Annotated in this window: 25 protein-coding genes; 6 read left to right on the top strand and 19 right to left on the bottom strand. The window is 39.4% G+C overall.

All coding sequences use genetic code 11. The features are described from left to right. Positions 1-11: 11 nt before the first annotated feature. The 8 genes from ppiD to rpmH form a co-directional block, all read right to left on the bottom strand. Positions 12-1889 (bottom strand): peptidylprolyl isomerase, encoded by a 1878-nt coding sequence (gene ppiD / locus DPV85_RS05640; RefSeq protein ID WP_111327359.1) that lies wholly within the window; start codon positions 1887-1889, stop codon positions 12-14. Positions 1890-1956: 67 nt separating this feature from the next. Beyond that, positions 1957-2514 carry a manganese efflux pump MntP gene (locus DPV85_RS05635; RefSeq protein ID WP_049372881.1) on the bottom strand — a complete coding sequence of 186 codons (558 nt, stop codon included), beginning with the start codon at positions 2512-2514 and terminating at the stop codon, positions 1957-1959. 10 nt (positions 2515-2524) lie between these two features. After that, a complete protein-coding gene (gene mnmE, locus DPV85_RS05630) occupies positions 2525-3883 on the bottom strand; it encodes a tRNA uridine-5-carboxymethylaminomethyl(34) synthesis GTPase MnmE (protein ID WP_111327358.1) in 1359 nt (452 codons plus the stop codon). Between the two features lie 53 nt (positions 3884-3936). Next, positions 3937-4515 carry a hypothetical protein gene (locus DPV85_RS05625; protein ID WP_111327357.1) on the bottom strand — a complete coding sequence of 193 codons (579 nt, stop codon included), beginning with the start codon at positions 4513-4515 and terminating at the stop codon, positions 3937-3939. Between the two features lie 40 nt (positions 4516-4555). Beyond that, positions 4556-6184: a membrane protein insertase YidC gene (gene yidC / locus DPV85_RS05620; RefSeq protein WP_111327356.1), complete on the bottom strand. Its 1629-nt coding sequence runs from the start codon at positions 6182-6184 to the stop codon at positions 4556-4558. Then, positions 6184-6447, bottom strand: coding sequence for a membrane protein insertion efficiency factor YidD (gene yidD / locus DPV85_RS05615; protein WP_005695569.1), 264 nt, complete (start codon positions 6445-6447; stop codon positions 6184-6186). The genes yidC and yidD overlap by 1 nt, the downstream gene beginning before the upstream one ends. Further along, a complete protein-coding gene (gene rnpA / locus DPV85_RS05610) occupies positions 6402-6770 on the bottom strand; it encodes a ribonuclease P protein component (RefSeq protein ID WP_111327355.1) in 369 nt (122 codons plus the stop codon). Before rnpA ends, yidD begins: the two co-directional genes overlap by 46 nt. 12 nt (positions 6771-6782) lie before the next feature. Then, positions 6783-6917 carry a 50S ribosomal protein L34 gene (gene rpmH / locus DPV85_RS05605; protein ID WP_005539760.1) on the bottom strand — a complete coding sequence of 45 codons (135 nt, stop codon included), beginning with the start codon at positions 6915-6917 and terminating at the stop codon, positions 6783-6785. Positions 6918-7235: 318 nt separating this feature from the next. Here rpmH and dnaA point away from each other — a divergent pair, with 318 nt between their 5' ends. Genes dnaA through recF form a run of 3 tightly spaced genes read left to right on the top strand, consistent with a single transcriptional unit; the run spans position 7236 to position 10802 of the window. Next, on the top strand, positions 7236-8603 hold the full coding sequence (gene dnaA, locus DPV85_RS05595; RefSeq protein ID WP_111327354.1) for a chromosomal replication initiator protein DnaA: 1368 nt from the start codon (positions 7236-7238) through the stop codon (positions 8601-8603). A 10-nt stretch (positions 8604-8613) separates the two neighbouring features. Then, entirely contained in the window at positions 8614-9714 is a 1101-nt protein-coding gene (dnaN, locus tag DPV85_RS05590) for a DNA polymerase III subunit beta (protein WP_111327353.1), read from the top strand. Between the two features lie 5 nt (positions 9715-9719). After that, the gene (recF, locus tag DPV85_RS05585; protein WP_049385033.1) at positions 9720-10802 is read left to right on the top strand and encodes a DNA replication/repair protein RecF; all 1083 of its coding nucleotides are present in this window, start codon (positions 9720-9722) and stop codon (positions 10800-10802) included. 63 nt (positions 10803-10865) lie between these two features. On the opposite strand, the gene nagA is transcribed toward recF, so the two are convergent. The 6 genes from nagA to DPV85_RS05555 form a co-directional block, all read right to left on the bottom strand. Next, positions 10866-12011 carry an N-acetylglucosamine-6-phosphate deacetylase gene (gene nagA, locus DPV85_RS05580; protein ID WP_111327352.1) on the bottom strand — a complete coding sequence of 382 codons (1146 nt, stop codon included), beginning with the start codon at positions 12009-12011 and terminating at the stop codon, positions 10866-10868. 36 nt (positions 12012-12047) lie between these two features. After that, entirely contained in the window at positions 12048-12851 is an 804-nt protein-coding gene (gene nagB, locus DPV85_RS05575; RefSeq protein WP_111327351.1) for a glucosamine-6-phosphate deaminase, read from the bottom strand. Positions 12852-12941: 90 nt separating this feature from the next. Then, complete coding sequence (gene nanA, locus DPV85_RS05570) at positions 12942-13820, bottom strand: N-acetylneuraminate lyase (RefSeq protein ID WP_111327350.1); 879 nt, start codon at positions 13818-13820, stop codon at positions 12942-12944. Positions 13821-13829: 9 nt separating this feature from the next. After that, positions 13830-14696: a MurR/RpiR family transcriptional regulator gene (locus DPV85_RS05565; RefSeq protein WP_005698439.1), complete on the bottom strand. Its 867-nt coding sequence runs from the start codon at positions 14694-14696 to the stop codon at positions 13830-13832. Further along, positions 14689-15627 carry an N-acetylmannosamine kinase gene (locus DPV85_RS05560; protein ID WP_111327349.1) on the bottom strand — a complete coding sequence of 313 codons (939 nt, stop codon included), beginning with the start codon at positions 15625-15627 and terminating at the stop codon, positions 14689-14691. The genes DPV85_RS05565 and DPV85_RS05560 overlap by 8 nt, the downstream gene beginning before the upstream one ends. Before the next feature lie 11 nt (positions 15628-15638). Continuing rightward, a complete protein-coding gene (locus tag DPV85_RS05555) occupies positions 15639-16328 on the bottom strand; it encodes an N-acetylmannosamine-6-phosphate 2-epimerase (RefSeq protein ID WP_070582515.1) in 690 nt (229 codons plus the stop codon). Between the two features lie 227 nt (positions 16329-16555). Between DPV85_RS05555 and nagE the strand changes: the two genes are divergently transcribed. Continuing rightward, on the top strand, positions 16556-18022 hold the full coding sequence (gene nagE / locus DPV85_RS05550) for an N-acetylglucosamine-specific PTS transporter subunit IIBC (RefSeq protein ID WP_111327348.1): 1467 nt from the start codon (positions 16556-16558) through the stop codon (positions 18020-18022). Between the two features lie 509 nt (positions 18023-18531). Here nagE and crp read toward each other — a convergent pair. The 5 genes from crp to coaBC form a co-directional block, all read right to left on the bottom strand. Then, positions 18532-19200, bottom strand: a complete 669-nt coding sequence (gene crp / locus DPV85_RS05545; RefSeq protein ID WP_065243870.1) for a cAMP-activated global transcriptional regulator CRP — start codon at positions 19198-19200, stop codon at positions 18532-18534. 16 nt (positions 19201-19216) lie between these two features. Continuing rightward, on the bottom strand, positions 19217-19435 hold the full coding sequence (locus DPV85_RS05540; protein WP_005695554.1) for a YheU family protein: 219 nt from the start codon (positions 19433-19435) through the stop codon (positions 19217-19219). Positions 19436-19456: 21 nt separating this feature from the next. Further along, positions 19457-20110 (bottom strand): nucleoid occlusion factor SlmA, encoded by a 654-nt coding sequence (slmA, locus tag DPV85_RS05535; protein WP_005698358.1) that lies wholly within the window; start codon positions 20108-20110, stop codon positions 19457-19459. Positions 20111-20113: 3 nt separating this feature from the next. Next, positions 20114-20569: a dUTP diphosphatase gene (gene dut, locus DPV85_RS05530; RefSeq protein ID WP_005698440.1), complete on the bottom strand. Its 456-nt coding sequence runs from the start codon at positions 20567-20569 to the stop codon at positions 20114-20116. Positions 20570-20642: 73 nt separating this feature from the next. Beyond that, positions 20643-21845 (bottom strand): bifunctional phosphopantothenoylcysteine decarboxylase/phosphopantothenate--cysteine ligase CoaBC, encoded by a 1203-nt coding sequence (coaBC, locus tag DPV85_RS05525; protein WP_111327347.1) that lies wholly within the window; start codon positions 21843-21845, stop codon positions 20643-20645. Between the two features lie 202 nt (positions 21846-22047). Here coaBC and radC point away from each other — a divergent pair, with 202 nt between their 5' ends. Together radC and rpmB are read left to right on the top strand one after the other, a co-directional pair. Next, positions 22048-22713, top strand: a complete 666-nt coding sequence (gene radC / locus DPV85_RS05520; RefSeq protein WP_111327346.1) for a RadC family protein — start codon at positions 22048-22050, stop codon at positions 22711-22713. Between the two features lie 218 nt (positions 22714-22931). Further along, on the top strand, positions 22932-23168 hold the full coding sequence (rpmB, locus tag DPV85_RS05515; RefSeq protein ID WP_005599762.1) for a 50S ribosomal protein L28: 237 nt from the start codon (positions 22932-22934) through the stop codon (positions 23166-23168). The last annotated feature ends 5 nt before the right edge of the window (positions 23169-23173 follow it).

The following is a 23173-nucleotide window of genomic DNA, read 5'->3' as shown; positions in this document are numbered from 1 at the left end:
TTTCAATCGGCTTAGTGAGCCGCACCTTCTTCCGAATCATCTTGATTAATAAAGCTGGTATTAATCTCGATTTGTGCTTTTTCACGCAATGCTTGCATTAACTGTCCTTGTAATTCACCTTGACGCGCACGAAGAAGTTGAGTGCTAAATTTTGCTAATTCTTGCTCATTTAAAGTAGGTTCTTCTACACGTTCAAGGGCAACCACAACCACATCACCTTTGCTGTTACGAGCAACTTGATAAGCCGCTTTGCCATCTTGTGGTTTTGCAATGGCAAATACACCTTCATAAAGCACTGGATCTTTATTATCCACTAACGTAAAGGTTTGTGGCTCACCAAAACTAATACCTGCTGGTAATTTAGTTGGATCGGCAGATAACGCTTTAACCGCTTGCTCTGCTTTTTCAGCTAATACTTTATCAGCTTTTTCACGTTTTAAGAATTGCTCAATCGTTGATTTCGCTTCATCAAGGCTTTGTAAACCTTCAGCTTTATGATCCACGACACGCACCACAACAAATTCATTTTCACCAACAGTTAATGGTTCAGAATTTGCACCGCCATTTGCAATATCTGATTCAAAAATGGCAGAAGTCACATTTGGGAAATTTAATGCCGCAGGGACATTATTTTTACCGAAATAATCTGTTTCTTCCACTTTCACGCCTGCTGCTTCTGCTACTGCAGCTAAAGAATCACTACTTTCTGCTGCTTTTTCACGAACCGCTTTTTCTACCGCTTGGAAACGGCTTTCTGCTAAGTTTTTACGTACAGTATCCGCGATTTGCTCTTTTACTTCGTCTAAAGTACGTTCTTTACGATCTTGCACTAAAATAATATGGTAAGCCCCATCCACATTAACTGGTGTGCTGTATTGACCAACATTTAATAATAATGCCGCATCTTCAAAGTCTTTCGGTAATTCGTTGTCTTTTACCCAACCTAATTCACCACCGTGTGCACCAGAAAGTTTATCTAGGGATTTTGTTTTTGCTAATTCAGCAAAATCAGCACCCTTTTGCAGTTCTTGATAAACGGCATCCGCTTCTTTCTCAGTTGCTAATTGGATATGTGCTAATTTTTGGCTAATGAATTGCGCTTTATTTTCTTGATAATATTGTGCAATTTGTGTTTCAGTTACAGGTTGTAATTTACCTAATGCATTTGCTGAAACGCGAATATATTGCACTTTCTCCTGTTCTGGTTGAACAAGTGATTTCGCATTCGCATCGTAATATGCTTTAATTTCTTCTTCTGTAACCTTTTGTTTTGCCACTTCATCCGCTAATGGAAGTGTTGCAAGACGAGCGATACGTTTTTGGAAAAAGGTTTGTGCACTATCTTTTACTTGAGCCGGCACAACAAACTCACTATCAGCCAAACCGTTTTGCATTTGTTCAAGTGTTAATGCATTACGTAAAATAGCCGCATAAGTATCGGACGTTAAACCATTTTGAGTCAATAATTGTTGATAACGGGCGTTATCAAATTTACCGTTAGATTGTAAGTTAGGATCGCTGACAATAGCACGTTTGATCATGTCGTCACTTACACCTAATTTTAATTCTTTCGCATATTGACGGATTAATTCTTGATCCACTAAACGTTGAATTAAATTTTGACGAAGTGCTGTCACAAATTCCACAGAGTCAGTTTTCGCTAAGAAACTCTCGCCTTCTTGTTGTGCGCGCGCTTCAAACTCTTGGTTGTAACGATTTAAAAAATCTTGTTGAGAGATTGTTTCACCATTTACTTTTGCTGCAAAACTATCATTGCTGCTATACAGATAACCCGACATCCCACCAATCAAAAATGAAACTGGAATTAAAGCAAAGATCGCTTTTCCGATAAAACTGTGGGCGATGCCATGCATTTTTTCAATTAACATTCAATTATTACCCTTTTAAAAAAGACAAAGTTCGTAAGATTATAATCTAAAAGGCGAAAATTCGCACTTAAAAAACACCATGTTCGTGTAGGATTTTCACAGCTATGACTAATAACACTAAACCACCAAAAATCTCTGCTTTGCTTTTGAATTTTTTTCCTAAAAAATGACCGCTCTTTACTCCAATAAAAGAGATGACAAAGGTTGTTAAACCTATGATGAAGACAGCCAATAAAATGTCCACGGAAAGAAAAGCAAAAGAGACACCAATGGCTAACGCATCAATACTCGTTGCCACACCAAGTGTTAGCAAGTGTTTTAAACTAATCAATGAGGGAGCGGGTTCATCATTCGAGCTAAGTCCTTCTCGAATCATATTCACACCGATGAGCGCAAGCAAAACAAAGGCAAGCCAATGATCCCAATTTTGAATCATCTGACTAAATTGCAGTCCGACAACATAGCCTATCGCAGGCATGATGCCTTGGAATAGCTCAAAACAGCATGCGATAGCTAATGCTTGTTTCCATCGAAAAGCGCGCATTGCTAAGCCTTTAGAGATGGAAACTGCAAAGGCATCCATCGAAAGACCAAGTGCAATGACCCACAACATATGAAAAGTCATAAACTACAGTTTATTTTCCAATACAGAAAGAACTGAAAATATTGCCGAGCAAATCATCCGAAGTAAATTGCCCCGTAATTTCACTTAAGTTAGCTTGTACTAAACGAAGTTCTTCCGCCAATAATTCACCTGCATGAAATTCAGTTAATTGGACTAACCCAATTTGTAAATGTTCAGCCGCTTTTTCTAAGGCATCAAGATGACGACGGCGTGCTAAGAAACCACCTTCCATCCCTGTTTGGAAGCCCATAGCCTGTTTTAAATGCTCACGCAATAAATCTACACCCTGATGTGTTTGGGCGGATAAACAAACGGTCGTTGTTCCATTTTCTTCTTTTAGCCCAACGGCCTCGCCACTTAAATCTACTTTATTGCGAACGATAGTCACCGGCATATTATTAGGTAATTTTGACAAAAATTCTGACCGCACTTTTTCAATATTTTGGCTATCAGGATCGCTACTGTCTAACATTAAGATAATACGATCGGCTTGCTCAATCTCCGTCCAGGCACGCGAGATCCCGATACGTTCAACTTCATCTGTCGCTTCACGAAGCCCTGCGGTATCAATAATATGTAAAGGCATGCCATCAATATGAATATGCTCACGCAACACATCACGAGTGGTTCCTGCAATATCTGTCACAATGGCGGCCTCTCTGCCCGCTAAAGCATTCAGTAAACTTGATTTACCTGCATTTGGACGACCGGCAATCACCACTCTCATCCCTTCACGCAAAATCGAGCCTTGTTTCGCTTCGCTACGAACTAAATCAAGTTGATCAATAATTTCTCGTAATTTTGCTTCTATTTTACCGTCTGCCAAAAAGTCAATTTCTTCATCGGGGAAATCAATCGACGCTTCCACATAAGTACGCAGATAAATCACGGAATCCACTAACTGATTCACTTTATTGGAAAATTCACCTTGTAGCGATTTTAATGCAGAACGAGCAGCTTGCTCAGAAGTCGCATCAATTAAATCCGCGATCGCTTCTGCTTGAGCTAAATCTAATTTATCGTTTAAAAAAGCCTGTTCAGAAAATTCACCTGGACGAGCAAGACGAACACCATCAAGTTGTAAAATTCGTTTTAGCAACAAATCTAATACCACTTGTCCGCCATGACCTTGCAATTCCAATATGTCTTCACCGGTAAAGGAATTCGGCGATTTAAAATAAAGTGCAATGCCTTGATCTAATACTGTGCCATCAGCATCTTTAAAAGGTAAATAATCTGCCATTCTTGGTTTAGGACATTTACCGAGAACTGCTTGTGCTACTTCAACCGCTTTTGGGCCGGATACACGCAAAATACCAATACCACCACGTCCTGGCGCTGTCGCTTGTGCGACGATTGTTTCTTTCATAAAAACTCACTAAAAATTGACCGCTCTAATATTGCGGTTATCTTGAGGAAAAATTAATTGGAAAGAGCATTAAGTTTCATTACTTCAGATGCATCAATATAGGAGAGCGAGCTCGTTCTTTTTTTATAAATTTGGAGTATTTGCCCATTCTCTACCGAATTATAAACCTTTTTAGAAGTGAATCTTTCATTTCCATATTGATTAGATGAAATATTAATACTATATATCGATTTGTTTTTACGCTTATAAGTAACCTCGGCTATATAGTTTTCTTCTTGTCCCCAAATGGAAACATAGAAAGTTAAGAAAGTGTTTGAAAGTAAGAAAAAGCAACAAAAAAAACCACTACACATAATAATATACCCCAATACTTTCATGAGTATGTGATAAAAAATATTTTCTTTGGGTTTCTTTTTATTGGAAGCTCTTTTAGGCTTTGCCTTTCTTTGTAAAAGGACATTTTCCACTTTCCAATAAATCACGACAAAAAAAAGAAGAATGCTTAATACAAGGGAAACATAAACATCAAGACGTGCACCAGGAAGTAGGGTCTTATCTGAAAACGTAGGATATATAATTAACCCAATTAAAATAAATAACGAAATGACTTTTAGTCTTGTATTGAACATCATAAATATATGTAAAAACCGCACCCAAAGGTGCGGTTAGTGATTATTTTTTACGGGTATGTAACCCTTTTTTCTCTAAACCACGGTAGATCATTTGTTGTTGTACGATAGTGATTAAGTTAGACACTAACCAGTAAAGTACTAGACCTGCCGGGAACCAGAGGAAGAAGAACATGAAGATCAACGGCATGAAGTTCATCACCTTTTGTTGCATTGGATCTGCAACTGGTGTCGGTGACATTTTTTGTAACAAGAACATTGATCCGCCCATTAAGATTGGGAGAATGTAGTAAGGGTCTTGTGCCGATAAATCTTGAATCCAACCAAAGAATGGCGCATGACGAAGTTCAACCGCTTCCATAAACGTCCAGTATAATGCGATAAAAATTGGCATTTGAAGGATTAATGGTAAGCAACCGCCAAGTGGATTCACTTTTTCTTCTTTATAAAGTTTCATCATTTCTTGGCTCATACGTTGGCGATCATCACCAAAACGTTCACGCATTTCTTGCATTTTCGGTTGCAACATACGCATTTTCGCCATAGAAGTGTATTGTGCTTTTGTAAGCGGATATAAAATCGCTTTCACCACTAAGGTGACACAAATAATTGCCACACCCCAGTTAGATACAATACTTTGAATGAACGTTAATAACCAGAATAATGGTTTCGCGATAAACCATGCCCAACCGTAATCTACAGTCAAGTCTAAGTGGTTAGCCACTTCAGCCATTTTGTTTTGTAATTTTGGACCAGTCCATAATGAGCTGGTAATTGTTTCTGTTGCACCCGCTGGAACAGATACTACTGGACCACGATAACCAATAGACGCAACGTTATTTTTGCTGTCTGTAATACTATAAAGTTGGTTATTTACATCTTGATTTGGGATCCAAGCTGATACGAAATAGTGTTGTAAAATAGCAACCCAACCTGCTTTGGTATCGATAGAAAGATTTTTGTCTTTCATATCGCTGAAGCTGTATTTTTTGTAATTTGTTTCAGAAGAAGAATATGCACCACCGGTATAAGTAGGCATTGCCACGTTACCGCTGCTTTCAACTAATGTATGTTTTAATTGGCCGTAAGGTTCAACTTCAATTGTGCTACCACTTTGGTTCACAATTTCAAAATTAACACCTACATCATAGCTATCGCGTTTTAATACAAAGATTTTACGATAAGTCACACCATCTTTTTCAAATGTTAATGGCACTGAAAGTTCATTTTGACCTTCTGCTAATTTGAAATTGTCGCCAGTAACTTGATATTGCGCGCGACCTGCTTTTGTATCGATCCCGTTTTTACCAATTAAACCGCTTTGTGCAATGTAAACATGCTCGTTTGTATCTTTTAACAAGACGAAAGGTTCTTTTGAACCTAATTCTGCATCATATTTTAATAGTTCAGAACTGATTACATCACCACCTAATGTATCCACTTTCAAACGGAGTACATCATTTTCTAATGTGATAATTTGACCTTTTGTTTGTGAGTCTGCCACTACTTCGGCAGATGAAGAAGAACTTGCCGGGACATCAGAAGAGGCGGCTGTTGTTTGTTCCGTGGTCTGTTGTTGAACAGGTGGATTTTTATCAAGTTGCCATTGCTGATAAACAAGGAAAGAAATAAAGAGTAGTGCAAGCACTAATAGGCTACGTCTTGAGTCCATTATTTTTTCTCATCGTTATTATTAATCTTTTTCGGCGGAACAGGATCGAATCCACCGGCGCTTAAGGGGTGACATTTTAATACACGTTTTAGCGTAAGCCAACTACCTTTTAACAATCCATGTGTTTTTAACGCCTCAATACCATAACAAGAACAGGTTGGCACAAAACGACAACGGGGCCCGATTAAAGGGCTAATCGCTACTTGATAAAACTTAATTAAAGCGATGAGGATTTTTGTGCCAAACGAATGTGACGTGCCCATAATTTATCCAAAGTTTGTAAAAACGTTTTATTATCAAGCTGACCAATGCCACGTTTCGCCACAAAGACAAAATCACAAGAAGGCAAATTATGTTGAGATAAACGAAAACTTTCACGAACTAAACGTTTAATACGATTACGATCATGTGCTCGTTTAAGATGTTTTTTAGCCACAGTTAAACCTAAGCGTGGATGCTCAAGATTATTTTTGCGTGCGAGAATGGTAATTTCAGGGGTGCTTGCTCGAAACGGTTGTTCGAAGACATTTTTGAATTGAGCGGGAGTTAACAATCGTAACTCCCGAGAGAAGTTTAGCTTAATCACTAAAAGAGGTGATTATGCAGATAAACTCTTACGACCTTTAGCACGACGACGAGCTAAAACTTGACGGCCGTTTTTAGTTGCCATACGAGCACGGAAACCGTGAGTACGGCTACGTTTTAATACAGAAGGTTGAAATGTACGTTTCATTGTAATCTACCTAAATCAAAATGGTTTACTGTTTTGATATTCAAAACACAACAAGGGTTATAAAAAATAGACCGCAATTTTAATCATAAATTGGGCTTTCGTCAAATAAGAAAAGAGAAAATTCCGAAATAATCTTCCGTTTCTTCTAAAATCGTGGGGATTATACGGATTTTGGGCAAAATCTCAAGCAACCTTTTTGTCTTTTTTTGATGGGCAACAGAAGATCTTTTGCCTAAATTATTGTAAAATTCTCTTCGATTTTTAACCGCACTTTTGCGGCTTTTATTTTATACGCATATAACATAAGGATAATTTATCGTGAGCCTTTCTACCCTATGGCAAGATTGCTTATCACAACTACAAGATCAGGTTTCTCCGATGGATCTCAGCACTTGGTTACGCCCACTACAAGCGGATGTAATCTCGCAAAATCAAGTGGTGTTATATGCGTCCAATATGTTTGTAAAAAGCTGGGTGGAAAATCATTATTTGGCTCAAATTCATCAAATTTGCCAAGCCCTTGCTAAAAATCCAAATTTACACATTATCGTAAAAGAAGGGGTAAAACCTGCTCCAAAAGCTGTTGAATCGGCCCCAACTCAAACAGTTAATCATCAAGAAAGTGCGGTCAGTTTTCAGCAAGAATCTGATGCACCAAGCAAATTTGAATCGCACCTAAATCGTAAGCATTTATTTGAAAACTTTGTTGAAGGTAAATCAAACCAACTCGCCCGTGCCGTAGGTCAAAAACTCGCTCTCGCACCAGGTGAACCAACAGCAAACCCATTCTTTTTATATGGGGGTACAGGTTTAGGTAAAACCCACTTATTACACGCAATCGGTAATGGCATTTTAGCGAATAAACCGAATGCCCGCGTGCTTTATATCCATGCTAATAATTTTATGCAACACATGGTAAAAGCGATGCGTGATAATAAAATGGATCAATTTAAAAAATTCTATCGTTCTCTTGATGCATTATTAGTGGATGATATTCAATTCTTTGCTGAAAAAGAAAAAACACAAGAAGAATTTTTCCATATTTTCAATAATTTATTTGAAACCGGCCGTCAAATTATTTTGACCTCTGACCGCTATCCAAAAGAAATTGAGAAAATTGAAGAACGCCTAAAATCTCGTTTCGGTTGGGGTTTAACCACTGCTATTGAACCACCTGATTTAGAAACTCGTGTTGCGATTTTACTGAAAAAAGCAGAAGAACATCATATGGATCTGCCAGAAGAAGTGGCATTCTTTATTGCCCAACGCTTACGCACCAATGTTCGTGAATTAGAAGGTGCGTTAAACCGTGTGAAAGCGATGCAAGACTTCAAAGGTGGTCACATTGATATTGATTTTGTGCGTGACACATTAAAAGATATTCTTGCCTTACAAGAACGTTTGGTAACCATTGAAAACATTCAGAAAGTCGTGGCAGAATACTATCGAATTAAAGTGGCTGATTTAAAATCAAAAAGCAGAGCGAGATCAGTTACTCGCCCTCGTCAAGTTGCGATGGCGTTAGCAAAAGAATTAACCAATAAAAGCTTACCGGAAATTGGCCGTGCCTTTGAACGCGATCACACGACAGTCTTAAATGCCTGCCGTGAAGTGCCAAAATTCCGTGAAAAAGACAGCAGTATTCAAGAAGATTGGGCGAATTTAATTCGCACATTATCTGCATAAGGAGCCAATGATGCAATTTAGCATTTCAAGAGAAAATCTATTAAAACCCTTACAGCAAGTTTGTGGCGTATTAAGCAATCGTCCGAATATTCCTGTATTAAATAACGTGTTATTACAAATTGAAGATAACCGTTTAACCATTACAGGTACAGACCTTGAAGTTGAGCTTTCTAGCTATACTCAACTTTCTTCTTCAAGCGCTGATGGCGCTTTCACCATTCCGGCTAAAAAATTCTTAGATATTTGCCGCACGCTATCAGATGAATTTGAAATTACAGTTACCTTTGAAGAAGATCGCGCCATTGTAGAATCAGGCCGCAGTAAGTTTAATCTCACTACTCTGCCTGCTGAAGAATATCCAAATCTAACGGATTGGCAATCTGAAGTGGATTTTGCCTTACCGCAAAGCACCTTGCGTCGCTTAATTGAAGCAACCCAATTTTCAATGGCAAACCAGGATGCTCGTTATTTCTTAAACGGCATGAAATTTGAAACAGAAGGTAATTTATTACGTACTGTTGCCACTGACGGTCACCGTCTTGCGGTTTGCACGATCGAATTAGATCAAGATCTGCAAACTCATTCAGTTATTCTCCCTCGTAAAGGTGTATTAGAATTGAATCGCCTATTAGAAAGCAGTGACGAACTTGCTCGTTTGCAAATTGGCACGAATAATCTTCGTATCCACTTAAACCACATAGTGTTTACCTCAAAACTCATTGATGGTCGCTTCCCTGATTATCGTCGTGTATTACCACGTAATGCAACTCGTATCGTAGAAGGTAACTGGGAAACCTTAAAACAAGCTTTTGTTCGTGCATCTATCCTTTCAAATGAACGTGTACGTAGCGTGCGTTTAAACTTAAGTGAAAACCAACTTAAAATTACCGCATCTAACCCAGAACACGAAGTGGCAGAAGAAATCGTGGATGTGAATTATCAAGGTGAAGAAATGGAAGTGGGCTTTAATGTGACTTACATTTTAGATGTATTAAATGCCTTAAAATGCCAACAAGTACGTATTCGCCTCACAGATGCGTCATCAAGCTGCTTAATTGAAAACAGCGATGATGCAAGCGCAGAATACGTCATTATGCCAATGCGCCTCTAAAAATAATGGCCATTTCTCGCTTAATTGTTGAAAAATTTAGAAATTTAAATGCCGTGGATCTTGAATTTGATCACGGCTTTAACTTTTTAGTCGGCAACAACGGCAGCGGAAAAACAAGCTTATTAGAAGCCATTTTTTATCTCGGACATGGGCGCTCTTTCAAAAGTGCGGTCGCAAATCGCATCATTTCTTACGACGAACCTCATTTCACGCTTTTTGGACAAATTCAAGAAAGCCAGCATCAATGGTCTGTTGGCTTACAAAAACTTCGTCAAGGTAATACCATTGCGAAAATAAATGGTGAAGACGGTAATAAAATTGCCGATCTAGCTCACCTTTTACCCATGCAATTAATTACGCCTGAAGGACTTACCCTATTAAACGGTGGGCCAAGTTTTCGACGTGCATTTTTAGATTGGGGTTTATTCCACCACCATAATAGCTTTCATTCCTCTTGGGTTGCCTTAAACCGTTTATTAAAACAACGAAATGCCGCACTCAGTCAAAACCAGCCTTATTCTGCAATAAAAATATGGGACATTAAATTAGCTAAATTAGCCCATCAAGTGAGTGATTGGCGCGCTGAATATGCAGAAGCCTTACGTCCTGAGATCGAAAAAACCTGCCAGTTATTTTTACCTGAATTAGAAATTACTGTGAGCTTTCATCAAGGCTGGGAGAAAGAGACAGAATATGGAGAATTATTGGCGCAAAACTTTGAGCGAGATAAAGCCATTGGCTATACGGTTTCAGGTCCACAAAAAGCCGATTTCCGCTTTAAAGCCAATGGGCTCCCCGTGGAAGATGTACTCTCTCGCGGTCAATTAAAATTATTGATGTGTGCGCTACGTTTAGCCCAAGGTGAACACTTAATGATTCAAAAACAACGTCATTGTATCTTTTTAATTGATGACTTTGCCTCTGAATTGGATCAACATAAACGTGCGCTTCTAGCTGAACGCTTGCAACAAAGTGGATCTCAAGTCTTTGTTACTGCCATCACTCAAGGTCAACTCAAAGAGATGCAAGTGGAAAAAGGAAAATTGTTCCAAGTGGATACCGGTAAGATCACCGAATTGCAACCATAAAAAATAATCCGATCGGTTTAAGGATCGGATTACGTTTAAAACAATGCTATTTTTGACCGCACTTTAGTTTGGTTTCCATTCACCATTCAATACGGTACCAATCACATCATAATCTTTTGTGAACACCGCCAAGTTCGCTACCTTACCAGCTTCAACTGAGCCTAAACGATCATCTACGCCAATAGCTCTTGCTGGGTAAAGATTACTCATACGAATTGCTTCTGCTAATGGAATTTCCACATACTCCACAGCATTTTTGATGGATTCCATCATGGTAATTGATGCACCTGCAATCGTACCATTCGCATCGTAGCAACGACCTTCTTTCACATAAATCGGTTTTCCTACAAAAGTGAAGGTTTCCAATTCAGGTGGCGCACCTGCAGCAGCAAGAGAATCGGTCACGATACAAAGTTTGTCACCTTTCGCTTTTTTATCTAAGCGAACATTACCAAAATTCACATGCACGCCATCTACAATAATGCCTGTGTAAACATCGGAGTCTAATACCGCACCAACTACACCCATCGCACGTCCTGAGCTGATCGGCGACATGGCATTGTGTAAGTGAGTCGCAAAAGTCGCACCTTTATGAAAGGCAGCTTTCGCCACTTCATAAGTCGCATTAGAATGCCCAATAGACACGATAATACCTGCTTTCACAAAATCAGGAATATATTGCACCGTTGGGTTTTCAGCTGCAATGGTAAGCTTGGTGATAACATCCGCATTATCACATAAGAAATCTTTCATCTCAGGCGTCGCTTCACGGATATATTCTGGGCGGTGCACCCCTTTTTTCTCAATACTTAAATAAGGACCTTCGATGTGTAATCCAAGCGCTTGATTTTTATGCTTATTCAAATACTCTCTCATAATATTTACTGCACGTTTGATATCTTCATCTGGTGCAGTGATAAACGTTGGTAAGAAACTGGTACAGCCTGATTTCAAATTAGTGGCTTGCATGATTTCTAATGTTTCTACGCTTGTTTGATCGTTAAACATCACGCCGCCGCAGCCATTTAATTGCAGATCAATAAAGCCAGCTGTGAGATTATGCCCTTTTAAATCAATGGCTTTAATCCCACTTTCTAATTCGCTTTGTGGAATAACGGATTGAATATATTCCCCTTCAATAACCACCGCATAATCTCTTAACACCTCATTTTTGGTGTAGATTACGCTGTTAATCAATGCATACTTCATCATACCTTCCTAAAATCCAATTAAAATTAACCGCACTTATAACACACTATGAATCGCACGGCTTTCCAATTCAGTAAAATATTTCACTGTTTTCACTTTTAATTCTTGCAGTGCTGGCTCATCACATACTAAAACAAAATGACGATGGAGCTGTAAGGCACTTACTGTCCAAAGGTGATTAATACTGCCTTCTACCGCAGCTTGCACGGCTAAGGCTTTATTATGGCCTGTTGCTAAAATCATTACTTCTTCTGCATCAAGTAATGTACCCACACCGATTGTTAAAGCATATTTTGGTACTTGATTTACATCGTTATTAAAGAAACGAGAATTCGCAATAATCGTATCTGGTGTTAAGGTTTTAATACGGGTACGCGAACTTAAAGAAGACGCTGGCTCATTGAAGGCAATATGACCGTCAACGCCTACACCGCCCATAAACAAATGAATCTTGCCGTAAGATTTAATTTTTTCTTCATAACGACGACATTCTTCATCATGGTCAGCTGTGTTACCATTCAAAATATTGATATTTTGCGGTTGAATATCAATATGATTGAAGAAATTATTATGCATAAAACTGTGATAGCTTTCTGGATGTTCTTTTGACAAACCCACATATTCATCCATATTAAAGGTCACCACATGTTTAAAACTCACTTCTCCGGCTTGATTTAATTTAATCAATTCTTGATAGGTCTTAAGTGGTGTACTGCCTGTTGGTAAACCTAATACAAAAGGACGTTCTGCTGTAGGTTTAAAATGATTAATTCGATCAGCAATATGACGCGCCGCCCAACGGCTGACTTGTTGTTCATTGTTCAGAGGAATGAGACGCATAATAACCTTCCTTATCCGTACCACACTGACACTCTTTCCTCCCCGCTATAGAGAGAGGAAAGAAGTAAGTGCGGTCACTTTTCCATTAATTTATAAATATTTTGCTTTTAACTCTTTCGCTTTCGCTAATTGCTCTGGTGTTGCTTTTGCTGTCATTGGTTCCCGGCAATAACCTGCATCCACACCCTCTAGTTTCAATAACTCTTTGATAGTGAGATATAAGCCATTTGCTAAAATGCCTTCGATAAGGTCATTGGTCACGTGTTGAACTTGAAGTGCATCAGCCAATTTACCTTGTTTGGTTAATTCAAAGATTTGTCTTGCGCGCACACCGTTTACGTTGAATGTACTACCAATTGCACCATCTACACCGAGAGAGACTGCCGGCACCATCATTTCATCAAAACCAGCCCAAATGAGGTGATTTGGATAAGCTTTTTTCAAGCGTTCTAATAAATATAAATCCCCAGCGGTAAATTTAACACCAAGCACTTTCGGGTTTTTATAAAGTTCGCCGAATTGCTCAATCCCCATATTCACGCCTGTTAAGAACGGAATTGAGTACACAATCATATTATTGCCTGTTTCAGCAATGATCGTGTCATAGTAATGTTTGATTTCAGGGAAGCTGAATTTATAGTAGAACGGGGTTACTGCAGAAAGACTGTCATAGCCTAATTCGGTTGCATATTTACCTAATTCCACTGCTTCATGTAAGTTCACACTACCCACTTGTGCGATTAGCGCGACTTGGTCTTTTGCTTCATCTTTCGCAATACGGAAAATTTGTTTTTTCTCTTCCGTAGAAAGCATGAAGTTTTCACCTGTTGAACCGCCTACATATAAACCATCAATTTTCATCTTATCAATGTTATAGCGAATGATTTCACGCAAACCTTTTTCATTGATAGAGCCATCTTCATTGAATGATACTAATAACGCACTAAAAATACCTTTTAAGTTACGCATTTTTCTCTCCTATTTGATACGTTGTTCTAAAATGACATTTAATGTTTTTTGCTTTATTTTGACCGCACTTTCCTGTGATGCCTGTACCAATAAAGCGTAAATCAAATCTAATACGAATAATTGAGCAATCTTCGTGCCGATAGAGTCGCCTTGTAGCTTACCTTGCTTATTCCCATTCACTAAAACAAGATCAGCATATTCTGTGATGGGTGAACGCAAACTGTGCGTAATCGCAATGGTTTTGGCACCGTTTTCTTTGGCGATTTTCATGGTATGAGTGGTTTCTTGAGAATAACCTGAATGGCTCAAACCAATTGCCACATCTTTTTTCGTCAATAACGATGCCTGCATATACATAAAATGGTTGTTACCTGTCGCATCCACTTGCACACCGATACGCATCAATTTATTTTTGGCATCTTCCGCAGTAATGCCGGATGTGCCCACACCAAATAAAAAGACACGATTTGCTTGTTGAATGGCTTTTACTGCCTCTTCCAACTGCTCAAAATCTAATAAATTAATGGTTTCATCCATCACGTTATTGATGGCAGATTTCAGCTTATGTGCAATATTCAATGAGTTGTCAGAATCGGTAATATCTGAATCTAATACGGTATTATCTTTGCCATCTTTTGTGGCAAGCTCGATGGATAATTCCAATTTAAAATCACTGAAGCCTTTAAAGCCGAGAGTACGGCAAAAACGCACAAAGGTCGCCTCCCCCACTTCTAAATGAGCGGCAATTTCAGCTAAAGGAGCTTGCACTGCAAGATCGGGATTCAATAAAATTGCATCCGCAATTTTCTTTTCCGTCTTCGTTAAACTACGATATAACGAGCTGATGGTATTTAAAATATTGCCGTTTTTAGCCATACACTACCCCCGTATTTTTTGCTTGTAATAAGCAATCTTTTACCCAGTACGCCGCACCAATCAAGCCCGCATCTTGTCCAAATTGAGCGCTTTCTAATTCGCAGTGATAAACAGCGGGAAGTTCACTTAATAAAGATTGAACTAACGGTAAATAGCCTTCTGCCAACCCTACGCTACCGCCAACCACGACTTTTTGCATGTCTAATCCAATCTTCAAATCCGCAATTAAATTCGCAATGGCTTGTGCTGAACGAGTCACAAGTGCGGTTGCTTTTTCATCATTTTGACGGAAACGTGCAAAGACCTCTTTTGGATCGCAAGGATCATCCCATTGAGAAGAAACTGCTTCAATCGCGCGACCGGATGCAATGGCTTCAACACAACCACGGCGACCACAGCCGCAAATTGGACCATTAGGATCAGATAATGTATGGCCAATATGCCCAGCAATGCCGTTTGGCTCAGTAAGTAAACGATGATTTAAAATTAAACCGCCCCCTACGCCTGTTGAAACCGTAATAAAGGTAAAATTTTGAACATCATTAGGATTTTGTAATTGATACTCGGCATAGGCGGCAGCTTGCACATCATTAAGTAAACCAATCGGTTTATCAGTATGCTGTGCAATGCTATCTTTTAATGGAAATTGGGCTAATCCACCCAAATTTTTAGGGTTAAGTGCGGTCAGAATGCCTTGATTAATAATGCCTGTTGAAGCAACGGCGACATAATCAAACTGTCCTTCATATTCTTTTAGCAACTGAGCAAGGGTTTGATGCATTGCTTGCGCAGCATCATCTTGTGGCGTGGAAATCTGTTTTCGCTGTTGAATCTCACCATTTTTCACTATAGCAGAAGCGATTTTCGTGCCACCAATATCTAATGCCAAACAACGCTGTAATGTCTGACCACTATCCACTGTTAATGACATATCTTCTTCCTTTATTTTTTTGCTGAATGAATGGCTTCGGTAAACCAACTTACGATATGCTCTAAGCGAGTTAATGCAGAACCTACTGTCACACAATAAGCACCAATTTCAATTGCCGTTTTCGCCAACTCAGGGGTGTTATAGCGTCCTTCTGCCATGACTCGACAACCTGCTGCTTTCAAATCTTTAACTAATTGATAATCAGGCTCTTCCGGCACAGTGCCACCGGTGTAGCCAGACATCGTACTGCCCACAATATCAAAACCGAGTTTTTGACAGTACAAGCCTTCTTCTAAATTCGAACAATCCGCCATGGCTAAACAGCCTGATTCGTGTATTTTTTTGACCGCACTTTCAATATCTACGGGTCTAGGGCGATTTGTCCCATCCACGGCGATAATATCTGCACCAGCTTTCGCTAAATCTTCAATATCATGCAAAAATGGGGTAATTCGTACAGGGCTGTCAGGTAAATCACGTTTCACAATACCGATAATTGGTACATTCACGGTAGGGCGTGTTGCTTTAAGATTTTCTATGCCCTCGATACGCAAGCCCGCTGCGCCACCAGCAACAGAAGCCTGTGCCATGGCCGCCACGATTTCTGGTTTATCCATCGGGCCATCATCGACAGGCTGACAAGAAGCAATAAGACCAAATTTGATTTTATCTAAGACTTCATTATGTGATAATTTCGACATATAAACTCCTACATTAGACAGTAACACTTGGTTTCCTTTTGGCTTTTTGGTCATTATAGTAAAACGCAGTAAAACTTGCACCATAAAAAAATATTTTTTGAAGTACAATTTCAAAATTTGTGATCGGCTTCTCAATTTTGAGATAAAGTTGCCACATTTGTACAAAATATTTTTTTTTACTTTAGAATATGAAGTAATACTTCATTACTTATAAATAGGAGAAAAAAATGAATGTGTTAGGTTATGCGCAAAAAATTGGGCAAGCCTTAATGGTACCTGTTGCTGTCTTACCAGCAGCGGCTGTACTGATGGGTATTGGTTATTGGCTTGACCCAGATGGCTGGGGAGCTAACAGTCAACTTGCTGCATTTTTAATTAAATCAGGCGGTGCTATCATCGATAACATGGGCCTGCTTTTTGCCGTTGGTGTTGCTTTCGGTTTATCTAAGGACAAACATGGCTCCGCTGCACTTTCAGGTTTAGTGGGTTACTATGTGGTAACCACTCTACTTTCACCTGGCAGTGTTGCTCAGCTACAACATATCGATGTAAGTGAAGTGCCCGCCGCTTTCGGGAAAATCAATAACCAATTTATTGGGATTTTAATCGGGGTAATTTCGGCTGAACTTTATAACCGCTTCTATCAAGTGGAATTACCAAAAGCCCTTTCCTTCTTTAGCGGAAAACGTCTCGTGCCGATTGTTGTCTCTTTTGTTATGATGCTTCTCAGCTTCGTATTGCTTTACATCTGGCCATATATTTTCGGCGGTTTAGTGTCATTCGGTGAAAGCATTAAAGATTTAGGTGCAGTTGGTGCGGGTCTTTATGGTTTCTTCAACCGTTTACTCATTCCGGTTGGCTTACACCACGCATTAAACTCAGTATTCTGGTTTGACGTAGCCGGTATCAACGATATTCCAAACTTCTTAGGTGGTGCAAAATCACTTACTGAAGGTACGGCAACAGTTGGTGTAACGGGTATGTATCAAGCCGGTTTCTTCCCTGTCATGATGTTCGGCTTACCGGGTGCGGCATTAGCGATTTATCTCAGTGCTAAACCAAGCCAAAAAACGAAAGTTGCATCCATTATGCTTGCAGGTGCATTTGCCTCATTCTTTACCGGTATCACTGAACCATTAGAATTCTCTTTCATGTTTGTTGCGCCAGTGCTTTACTTCATCCACGCGGTATTAACCGGTATTTCCGTCTTTATCGCGGCGACAATGCATTGGATTGCAGGCTTCGGTTTCAGTGCGGGTCTCGTGGATATGGTGCTTTCATCACGCAACCCGTTAGCCGTTGAATGGTATATGCTAATCGTACAAGGCTTAGTATTCTTCGTGATTTACTATGCCGTATTCCGTTTTGCAATTAAAGCGTTCAACTTAAAAACATTAGGTCGTACCGAAGAAGCGGAAGAAACCACTACTGCACAACCAGCAGCGAGCCAATCTCGCGAAGAAAGAGCGGTCAAATTTATTGATGCTTTAGGTGGTGCAGATAACTTCAAAAATATTGATGCTTGTATCACTCGCTTACGTTTAAGCTTAGTGGATCAACACAAAATCAATGAAGAACAGCTTAAGTCTCTTGGTGCAAAAGGTATCGTGAAAATTGGTAACGATGGCTTACAAGTGGTTCTTGGACCTGAAGCTGAACTTGTGGCAGAAGCCATGAAACAAAAAGTAAAATAAAATACACAAAATGAAATACCGACTCAGAAATGGGTCGGTATTTTTTTGCCAAAAATAAAGTAAAAAATGACCGCTCTTTAGCTGAGAATTTCTCGTTCGAAGTGAGTTAAATGAAAGTTTGAAAATTGAAGATTGTTTTGAAGGGTGGTGGAACTAAGCAGAATTGGTCTTAACAGCAAGTGGCTTACTGCATCGCATCCCTGCGGGATTTCTACCTAGCCCACCATAGATTTAAAGCATCTCTGGGGTTCCAGTCTGCGATATAAAATTAAAAGATTAAGAATCTTTTAAAAGCCACTTATATATTCAGGAGACCAATCCTGACTTCCAAACAAACCACATTGGAAGGCTGTATTATGATAGAAGTCTTCCGCTATTTTGTCAATTAAGATATTTCACTAAAAGAAGTATTTTCTCACTTTTTGTATAAAAATTAACAAAGGCATTTCAACTATCACATCAATGTAACAAAAATAAAATAACCGTCTGATTAAAGACGGTTATTTTTGCTATCGAGTGCCGTAAACAACAATGGTTTTGCCGTGCGCATGAATGAGATTCTGATCTTCCAGCATCTTAATTATTCGCCCTACGGTTTCACGTGAACAGCCCACCATTTGACCAATTTCCTGACGCGTAATTTTAATCTGCATACCATCAGGATGAGTCATGGCTTCAGGTTGTTTTGCTAGATGCATAAGCGCCTGAGCAATACGCCCTGCCACATCTAAAAAGGCCAGGTTAGTCACTTGTCGAGACGTGTTTTGCAAGCGTTTTGATAACTGAGAAGTAAGGAACATTAAAATCTCAGGATTAATTTGAATAAGCTGACGATATTTTTTATAGGAAATTTCTGCAATTTCACAAGGGGTTTTGGTTTTCACCCAAGCAGAACGTTTCGAACCTTCGTCAAATAAACCCGCTTCACCAAAAAATTGTCCGGCACCTAAATAAGATAAAATCATCTCTTTGCCTTCATCATCTTTCGATGAAACCATCACACTTCCTTTAATTAAGAAATATAAAATATTCGCATCTTCCCCTGCATGGATTAAGGTCGATTTTGCCGGATATTTATGCAAATGGCAGTGAGTTAGGAACCAATCCAGAGCAGGATCGCGCTGCTGATCATCGTCTTGTAACTTTTGTTCTTCAAGTAATTCTACATCTTCTGACATATAAGCTCCTATTGATTCATTTTAGAAATTCCATTTTATCTTTGATATCAATGGATTCATGTAATTCTGACCAAACAATCACTGCACTTCCATTGTGAATCTTATTTAGTAGGTGTTGTTTTTTTTGTTCTAAAGAAAATTCGTGTGAACCATAATCGGTGCCTTCCCTAAGTACCACACTTTCCACAATATTTTCTAAGGTTTCTGTTGGCAATTCTTGCCACGGAATAATCATATATTTATCAACTAAAGTCAATTAAGCAAAAAGCGGTTCGAGAAAACGCCATTGCTGTTCAAAACTTTGATTTGCGCCTAAACGGAAGTTTGTGCGGACATAACGCATAAACTGTCCTTCACAAAGCGTCACTAAATGCCCCGCAATAATACGTTCATCGACATTAAAACCGCGCCCTTCGCGTAATTTTCGCATTTGTAAAATATTCACAAATTGCATTTCAAGGCGATCGAAGAATTGGGCAACACGAGCCTGTAAAAGTGGCTCTTCAAACATCAAGGCATGTCCGGTTAAAATACGTGTCAAACCAGGATTTTTACGCGCAAAGTCGAGGATCATCTGCATAATGTCACGCACTCGATTCATCGTATTAGTTTCATTACGAATCGATGTGGTAATACGGCTAAATAAATTTGCTTCAATATTATCGATCAACGCTTCAAACATTTTGGTTTTACTTGGGAAGTAACGATAAAGTGCCGCCTCTGACACCCCCACTTCTTCCGCCAAACGCGCTGTTGTCATACGCTCCATTCCGCGTTCAGAATGCAGCATATGGGTAAGCACCGTCAACACTTGTTGCCGACGTTCTTTTACTGTACGTTTTTCGATTTTTGGCGGTTTGATTTCCGCGGCAATCTCATCAACTTCTACGAGAGATAATTGTTCTACCATAGTTTATTTTTTACCTGAATGACCAAAACCGCCCTCACCACGTTCAGTTTCGGTAAATTCGCTGACAATATTGAATTCCGCTTGTACTACTGGCACAAACACTAATTGTGCAATACGATCGCCAACTTCAATTTTGAACGGTTCATGGCCACGATTCCATACAGATACCATTAATGGACCTTGATAATCTGAATCAATTAAGCCCACTAAGTTACCTAATACGATACCGTGTTTATGGCCTAAACCCGAACGAGGCAGAATCACTGCTGCAAGGTTCGGATCGGCAATATAAATTGAAAGGCCTGTTGGGATAAGTTTAGTTTCACCTGGTTGAATTTCAATGCCCTCTTCAAGCAATGCACGTAAATCCAAACCTGCAGAACCTTCGGTTGCATAGGTTGGTAAAGGAAATTCGTTGCCAATACGGCTATCTAAAATTTTTACATCAATTTTTTTCATGCTTATTTATCCTTTAAAAGAAATCTGTCATACAAAAGTGCGGTCACAAAATCCAACGAATTTTGAGCCTATTTTATTTGTGATAATGCTCAACAATTTCGGTGACTAACACTTCTGCCAATTTATTTTTGTCAGCCAACGGCAACGATTTTTCGCCTGTTTTCCAAAAGATCTGTAAGGCATTTTGATCTTGTCCGAATACTTGCCCACCCGATACATCATTGGCACAAATCATATCTAAATTTTTACGTTGAAGTTTGCTCTTCGCATATTCAGCAACATTTTGTGTTTCAGCTGCAAAGCCCACAACAAATGGACGATCTTTTTCTAAACTTGCCACACTTGCGATAATGTCTGGATTTTTCACCAATTTAAGGGAAAGCTCATCGTTATCATTGGTTTTCTTAATTTTTTGCTCGGCAACTTCCGCAACTCGATAATCTGCCACTGCGGCACAGCCAATAAAGATACGATTTTTGACCGCACTTTCAAGAGAGGCTTGCCACATTTCATGGGCAGTTGTCACATCAATACGATGAACGTTTTTCGGCGTAGTCAGATTAACAGGGCCTGCAATTAAGGTGACATTTGCCCCACGTTTTGTAAAAGCCTCGGCAATTGCAAAGCCCATTTTGCCTGAGCTGTGATTAGAAATATAACGAACAGGATCGATAGCTTCACGCGTCGGACCTGCCGTAATGGTGACACTTAAATCAGCTAAATCTTGTTGAACAGCAAAAAGTGATTGAAGCGACTCAAAGATTTCAGCGGGTTCTGACATTCTGCCCGCGCCCACATCACCACAAGCCTGAAAACCACTATTGGGTCCAACAAAATGAATGCCTCGCGCAGAAAGAGCGGTCAAATTTTGTTGTGTAATCGCCTGGCGGTACATTTGCTGATTCATAGCCGGTGCGAGCAAAATAGGCGCACTTGTCGCAAGACAAATCGTACTTAGTAAATCATTTGCCATTCCAACGGTTAAACGCGCAATAAAATCGGCACTGGCTGGCGCAATCACAATCGCATCAGCCCATTTAGCCAGCTCAATATGCCCCATGGCTAATTCGGCTTGAGGATCAAGTAAAGATTGAGAAACCGCATTGCCTGAAATGGCTTGTAACGTTAAAGGCGTGACAAATTCAGCGGCGGCAGGCGTTAAAGCTACTCGAACTTCTGCGTTAGATTTGCGTAATAAACGAATAAACTCAATGGTTTTATAGGCGGCTATGCCCCCTGTAATCCCGACAACAATACGCTTTCCGCTCAAGCTCATCTGCTACTCCGCTACGACTTAATAGAATGGATATGTTTTGTGTGTTAGTACTTAACAACTTAAGGTCGCCTATTTTACTTCAAATTTCACCAATAAAAAATTTTATTTTTGCGATCGCTATACCAAAAACAAAACTGATTTCTCGCAAAGATTGAAAACATCCTGAAAATTGACCGCACTTTTTTCTTTTCATCATCTTAATATGCAGACAAACTCTCCTTTAATGCCTCGTGAAAAATTACTGAAATATGGCGTTGAAGCCCTCGAAGATCATGAATTACTTGCTATTTTTCTACGAACAGGGATTAAAGGTTGCCCTGTCATGGAATTATCACATAACGTGCTGCAACATTTTGGCTCTCTTCGAACCTTATTAAGCGCAGATAAAGAAGCCTTTTGCAAAGTAAAAGGATTAGGCATTACTCAGTTTATTCAACTGCAAGCCACCACAGAAATGACAAAACGCTATCTGAAGCAAGAATTACTGATAGAGCATGTATTTAGCGACACATCTACGGTAAAGCTTTATCTTCAAGCGGAGCTTCACCACGAAGAACGTGAAATTTTTATGGTGTTATTTCTAGATAATCAACATCGTTTGATTAAAAAAGAGCGGTTATTTTTAGGCACAATTAATGTAACGAATGTTTATCCACGAGAAATCATCAAAGAAAGCCTTTACTGCAATGCAGCCGCTTTAATTTTGGCTCATAATCATCCTTCTGGTATCGCAGAACCCAGTTATTCCGACAAACTGATTACACAAAAAATTATTGAAGCCGCTGAGTTAATGGATATTCGCATTTTAGATCATTTTATTGTCGGCAAAGGGACTTGTTATTCTTTTGCAGAACATAATCTGTTATAGTTTTAGGGAATTTGATGATTTTTTTATCGTTCATTTCCATTTAAAGACGGAAAAATCGCTTTTGGACTTGAGAAATGAAAATAAAGTCAGTATAATTTGCGACCTTTAATATAGTAAGTGGGTCGGATACTGCGACCTGACGAGGAAGCAAGCTTAGTTTTAAGCTTCATTATCCGAACCATAAGCTCGAGCTTATATTTAAATTATTGGAGATTATTATGTCTAGAGTTTGTCAAGTAACAGGCAAGCGTCCAGCTGTGGGTAACAACCGCTCACACGCGTTGAATGCGACACGTCGTCGTTTTCTTCCAAACCTTCACACTCACCGTTTCTGGGTTGAAAGTGAAAACCGTTTCGTGACCTTACGTTTAACTGCGAAAGGTATGCGTATTATCGATAAAAAAGGCATTGATGCAGTGTTAGCTGAAATCCGTGCTCGTGGCGAAAAAATCTAAGGAGC

This window comes from Haemophilus parainfluenzae, from assembly GCF_003252725.1.
In the GTDB taxonomy this organism is placed as follows: Bacteria; Pseudomonadota; Gammaproteobacteria; order Enterobacterales; family Pasteurellaceae; genus Haemophilus_D; species Haemophilus_D parainfluenzae_L.
This window is presented reverse-complemented; position numbering and strand designations above follow the sequence as displayed.

Excerpts from the sequence above, each read along its gene's own strand:
- ppiD (WP_111327359.1), bottom strand. The coding sequence starts at position 1,889 with ATGTTAATTGAAAAAATGCATGGCATCGCCCACAGTTTTATCGGAAAA.
- DPV85_RS05635 (WP_049372881.1), bottom strand. The coding sequence starts at position 2,514 with ATGACTTTTCATATGTTGTGGGTCATTGCACTTGGTCTTTCGATGGAT.
- mnmE (WP_111327358.1), bottom strand. The coding sequence starts at position 3,883 with ATGAAAGAAACAATCGTCGCACAAGCGACAGCGCCAGGACGTGGTGGT.
- DPV85_RS05625 (WP_111327357.1), bottom strand. The coding sequence starts at position 4,515 with ATGATGTTCAATACAAGACTAAAAGTCATTTCGTTATTTATTTTAATT.
- yidC (WP_111327356.1), bottom strand. The coding sequence starts at position 6,184 with ATGGACTCAAGACGTAGCCTATTAGTGCTTGCACTACTCTTTATTTCT.
- yidD (WP_005695569.1), bottom strand. The coding sequence starts at position 6,447 with ATGGGCACGTCACATTCGTTTGGCACAAAAATCCTCATCGCTTTAATT.
- rpmH (WP_005539760.1), bottom strand. The coding sequence starts at position 6,917 with ATGAAACGTACATTTCAACCTTCTGTATTAAAACGTAGCCGTACTCAC.
- dnaN (WP_111327353.1), top strand. The coding sequence starts at position 8,614 with ATGCAATTTAGCATTTCAAGAGAAAATCTATTAAAACCCTTACAGCAA.
- recF (WP_049385033.1), top strand. The coding sequence starts at position 9,720 with ATGGCCATTTCTCGCTTAATTGTTGAAAAATTTAGAAATTTAAATGCC.
- nagA (WP_111327352.1), bottom strand. The coding sequence starts at position 12,011 with ATGAAGTATGCATTGATTAACAGCGTAATCTACACCAAAAATGAGGTG.
- nagB (WP_111327351.1), bottom strand. The coding sequence starts at position 12,851 with ATGCGTCTCATTCCTCTGAACAATGAACAACAAGTCAGCCGTTGGGCG.
- nanA (WP_111327350.1), bottom strand. The coding sequence starts at position 13,820 with ATGCGTAACTTAAAAGGTATTTTTAGTGCGTTATTAGTATCATTCAAT.
- DPV85_RS05565 (WP_005698439.1), bottom strand. The coding sequence starts at position 14,696 with ATGGCTAAAAACGGCAATATTTTAAATACCATCAGCTCGTTATATCGT.
- DPV85_RS05560 (WP_111327349.1), bottom strand. The coding sequence starts at position 15,627 with ATGTCATTAACAGTGGATAGTGGTCAGACATTACAGCGTTGTTTGGCA.
- DPV85_RS05555 (WP_070582515.1), bottom strand. The coding sequence starts at position 16,328 with ATGTCGAAATTATCACATAATGAAGTCTTAGATAAAATCAAATTTGGT.
- nagE (WP_111327348.1), top strand. The coding sequence starts at position 16,556 with ATGAATGTGTTAGGTTATGCGCAAAAAATTGGGCAAGCCTTAATGGTA.
- crp (WP_065243870.1), bottom strand. The coding sequence starts at position 19,200 with ATGTCAGAAGATGTAGAATTACTTGAAGAACAAAAGTTACAAGACGAT.
- DPV85_RS05540 (WP_005695554.1), bottom strand. The coding sequence starts at position 19,435 with ATGATTATTCCGTGGCAAGAATTGCCAACAGAAACCTTAGAAAATATT.
- slmA (WP_005698358.1), bottom strand. The coding sequence starts at position 20,110 with ATGGTAGAACAATTATCTCTCGTAGAAGTTGATGAGATTGCCGCGGAA.
- dut (WP_005698440.1), bottom strand. The coding sequence starts at position 20,569 with ATGAAAAAAATTGATGTAAAAATTTTAGATAGCCGTATTGGCAACGAA.
- coaBC (WP_111327347.1), bottom strand. The coding sequence starts at position 21,845 with ATGAGCTTGAGCGGAAAGCGTATTGTTGTCGGGATTACAGGGGGCATA.
- radC (WP_111327346.1), top strand. The coding sequence starts at position 22,048 with ATGCAGACAAACTCTCCTTTAATGCCTCGTGAAAAATTACTGAAATAT.
- rpmB (WP_005599762.1), top strand. The coding sequence starts at position 22,932 with ATGTCTAGAGTTTGTCAAGTAACAGGCAAGCGTCCAGCTGTGGGTAAC.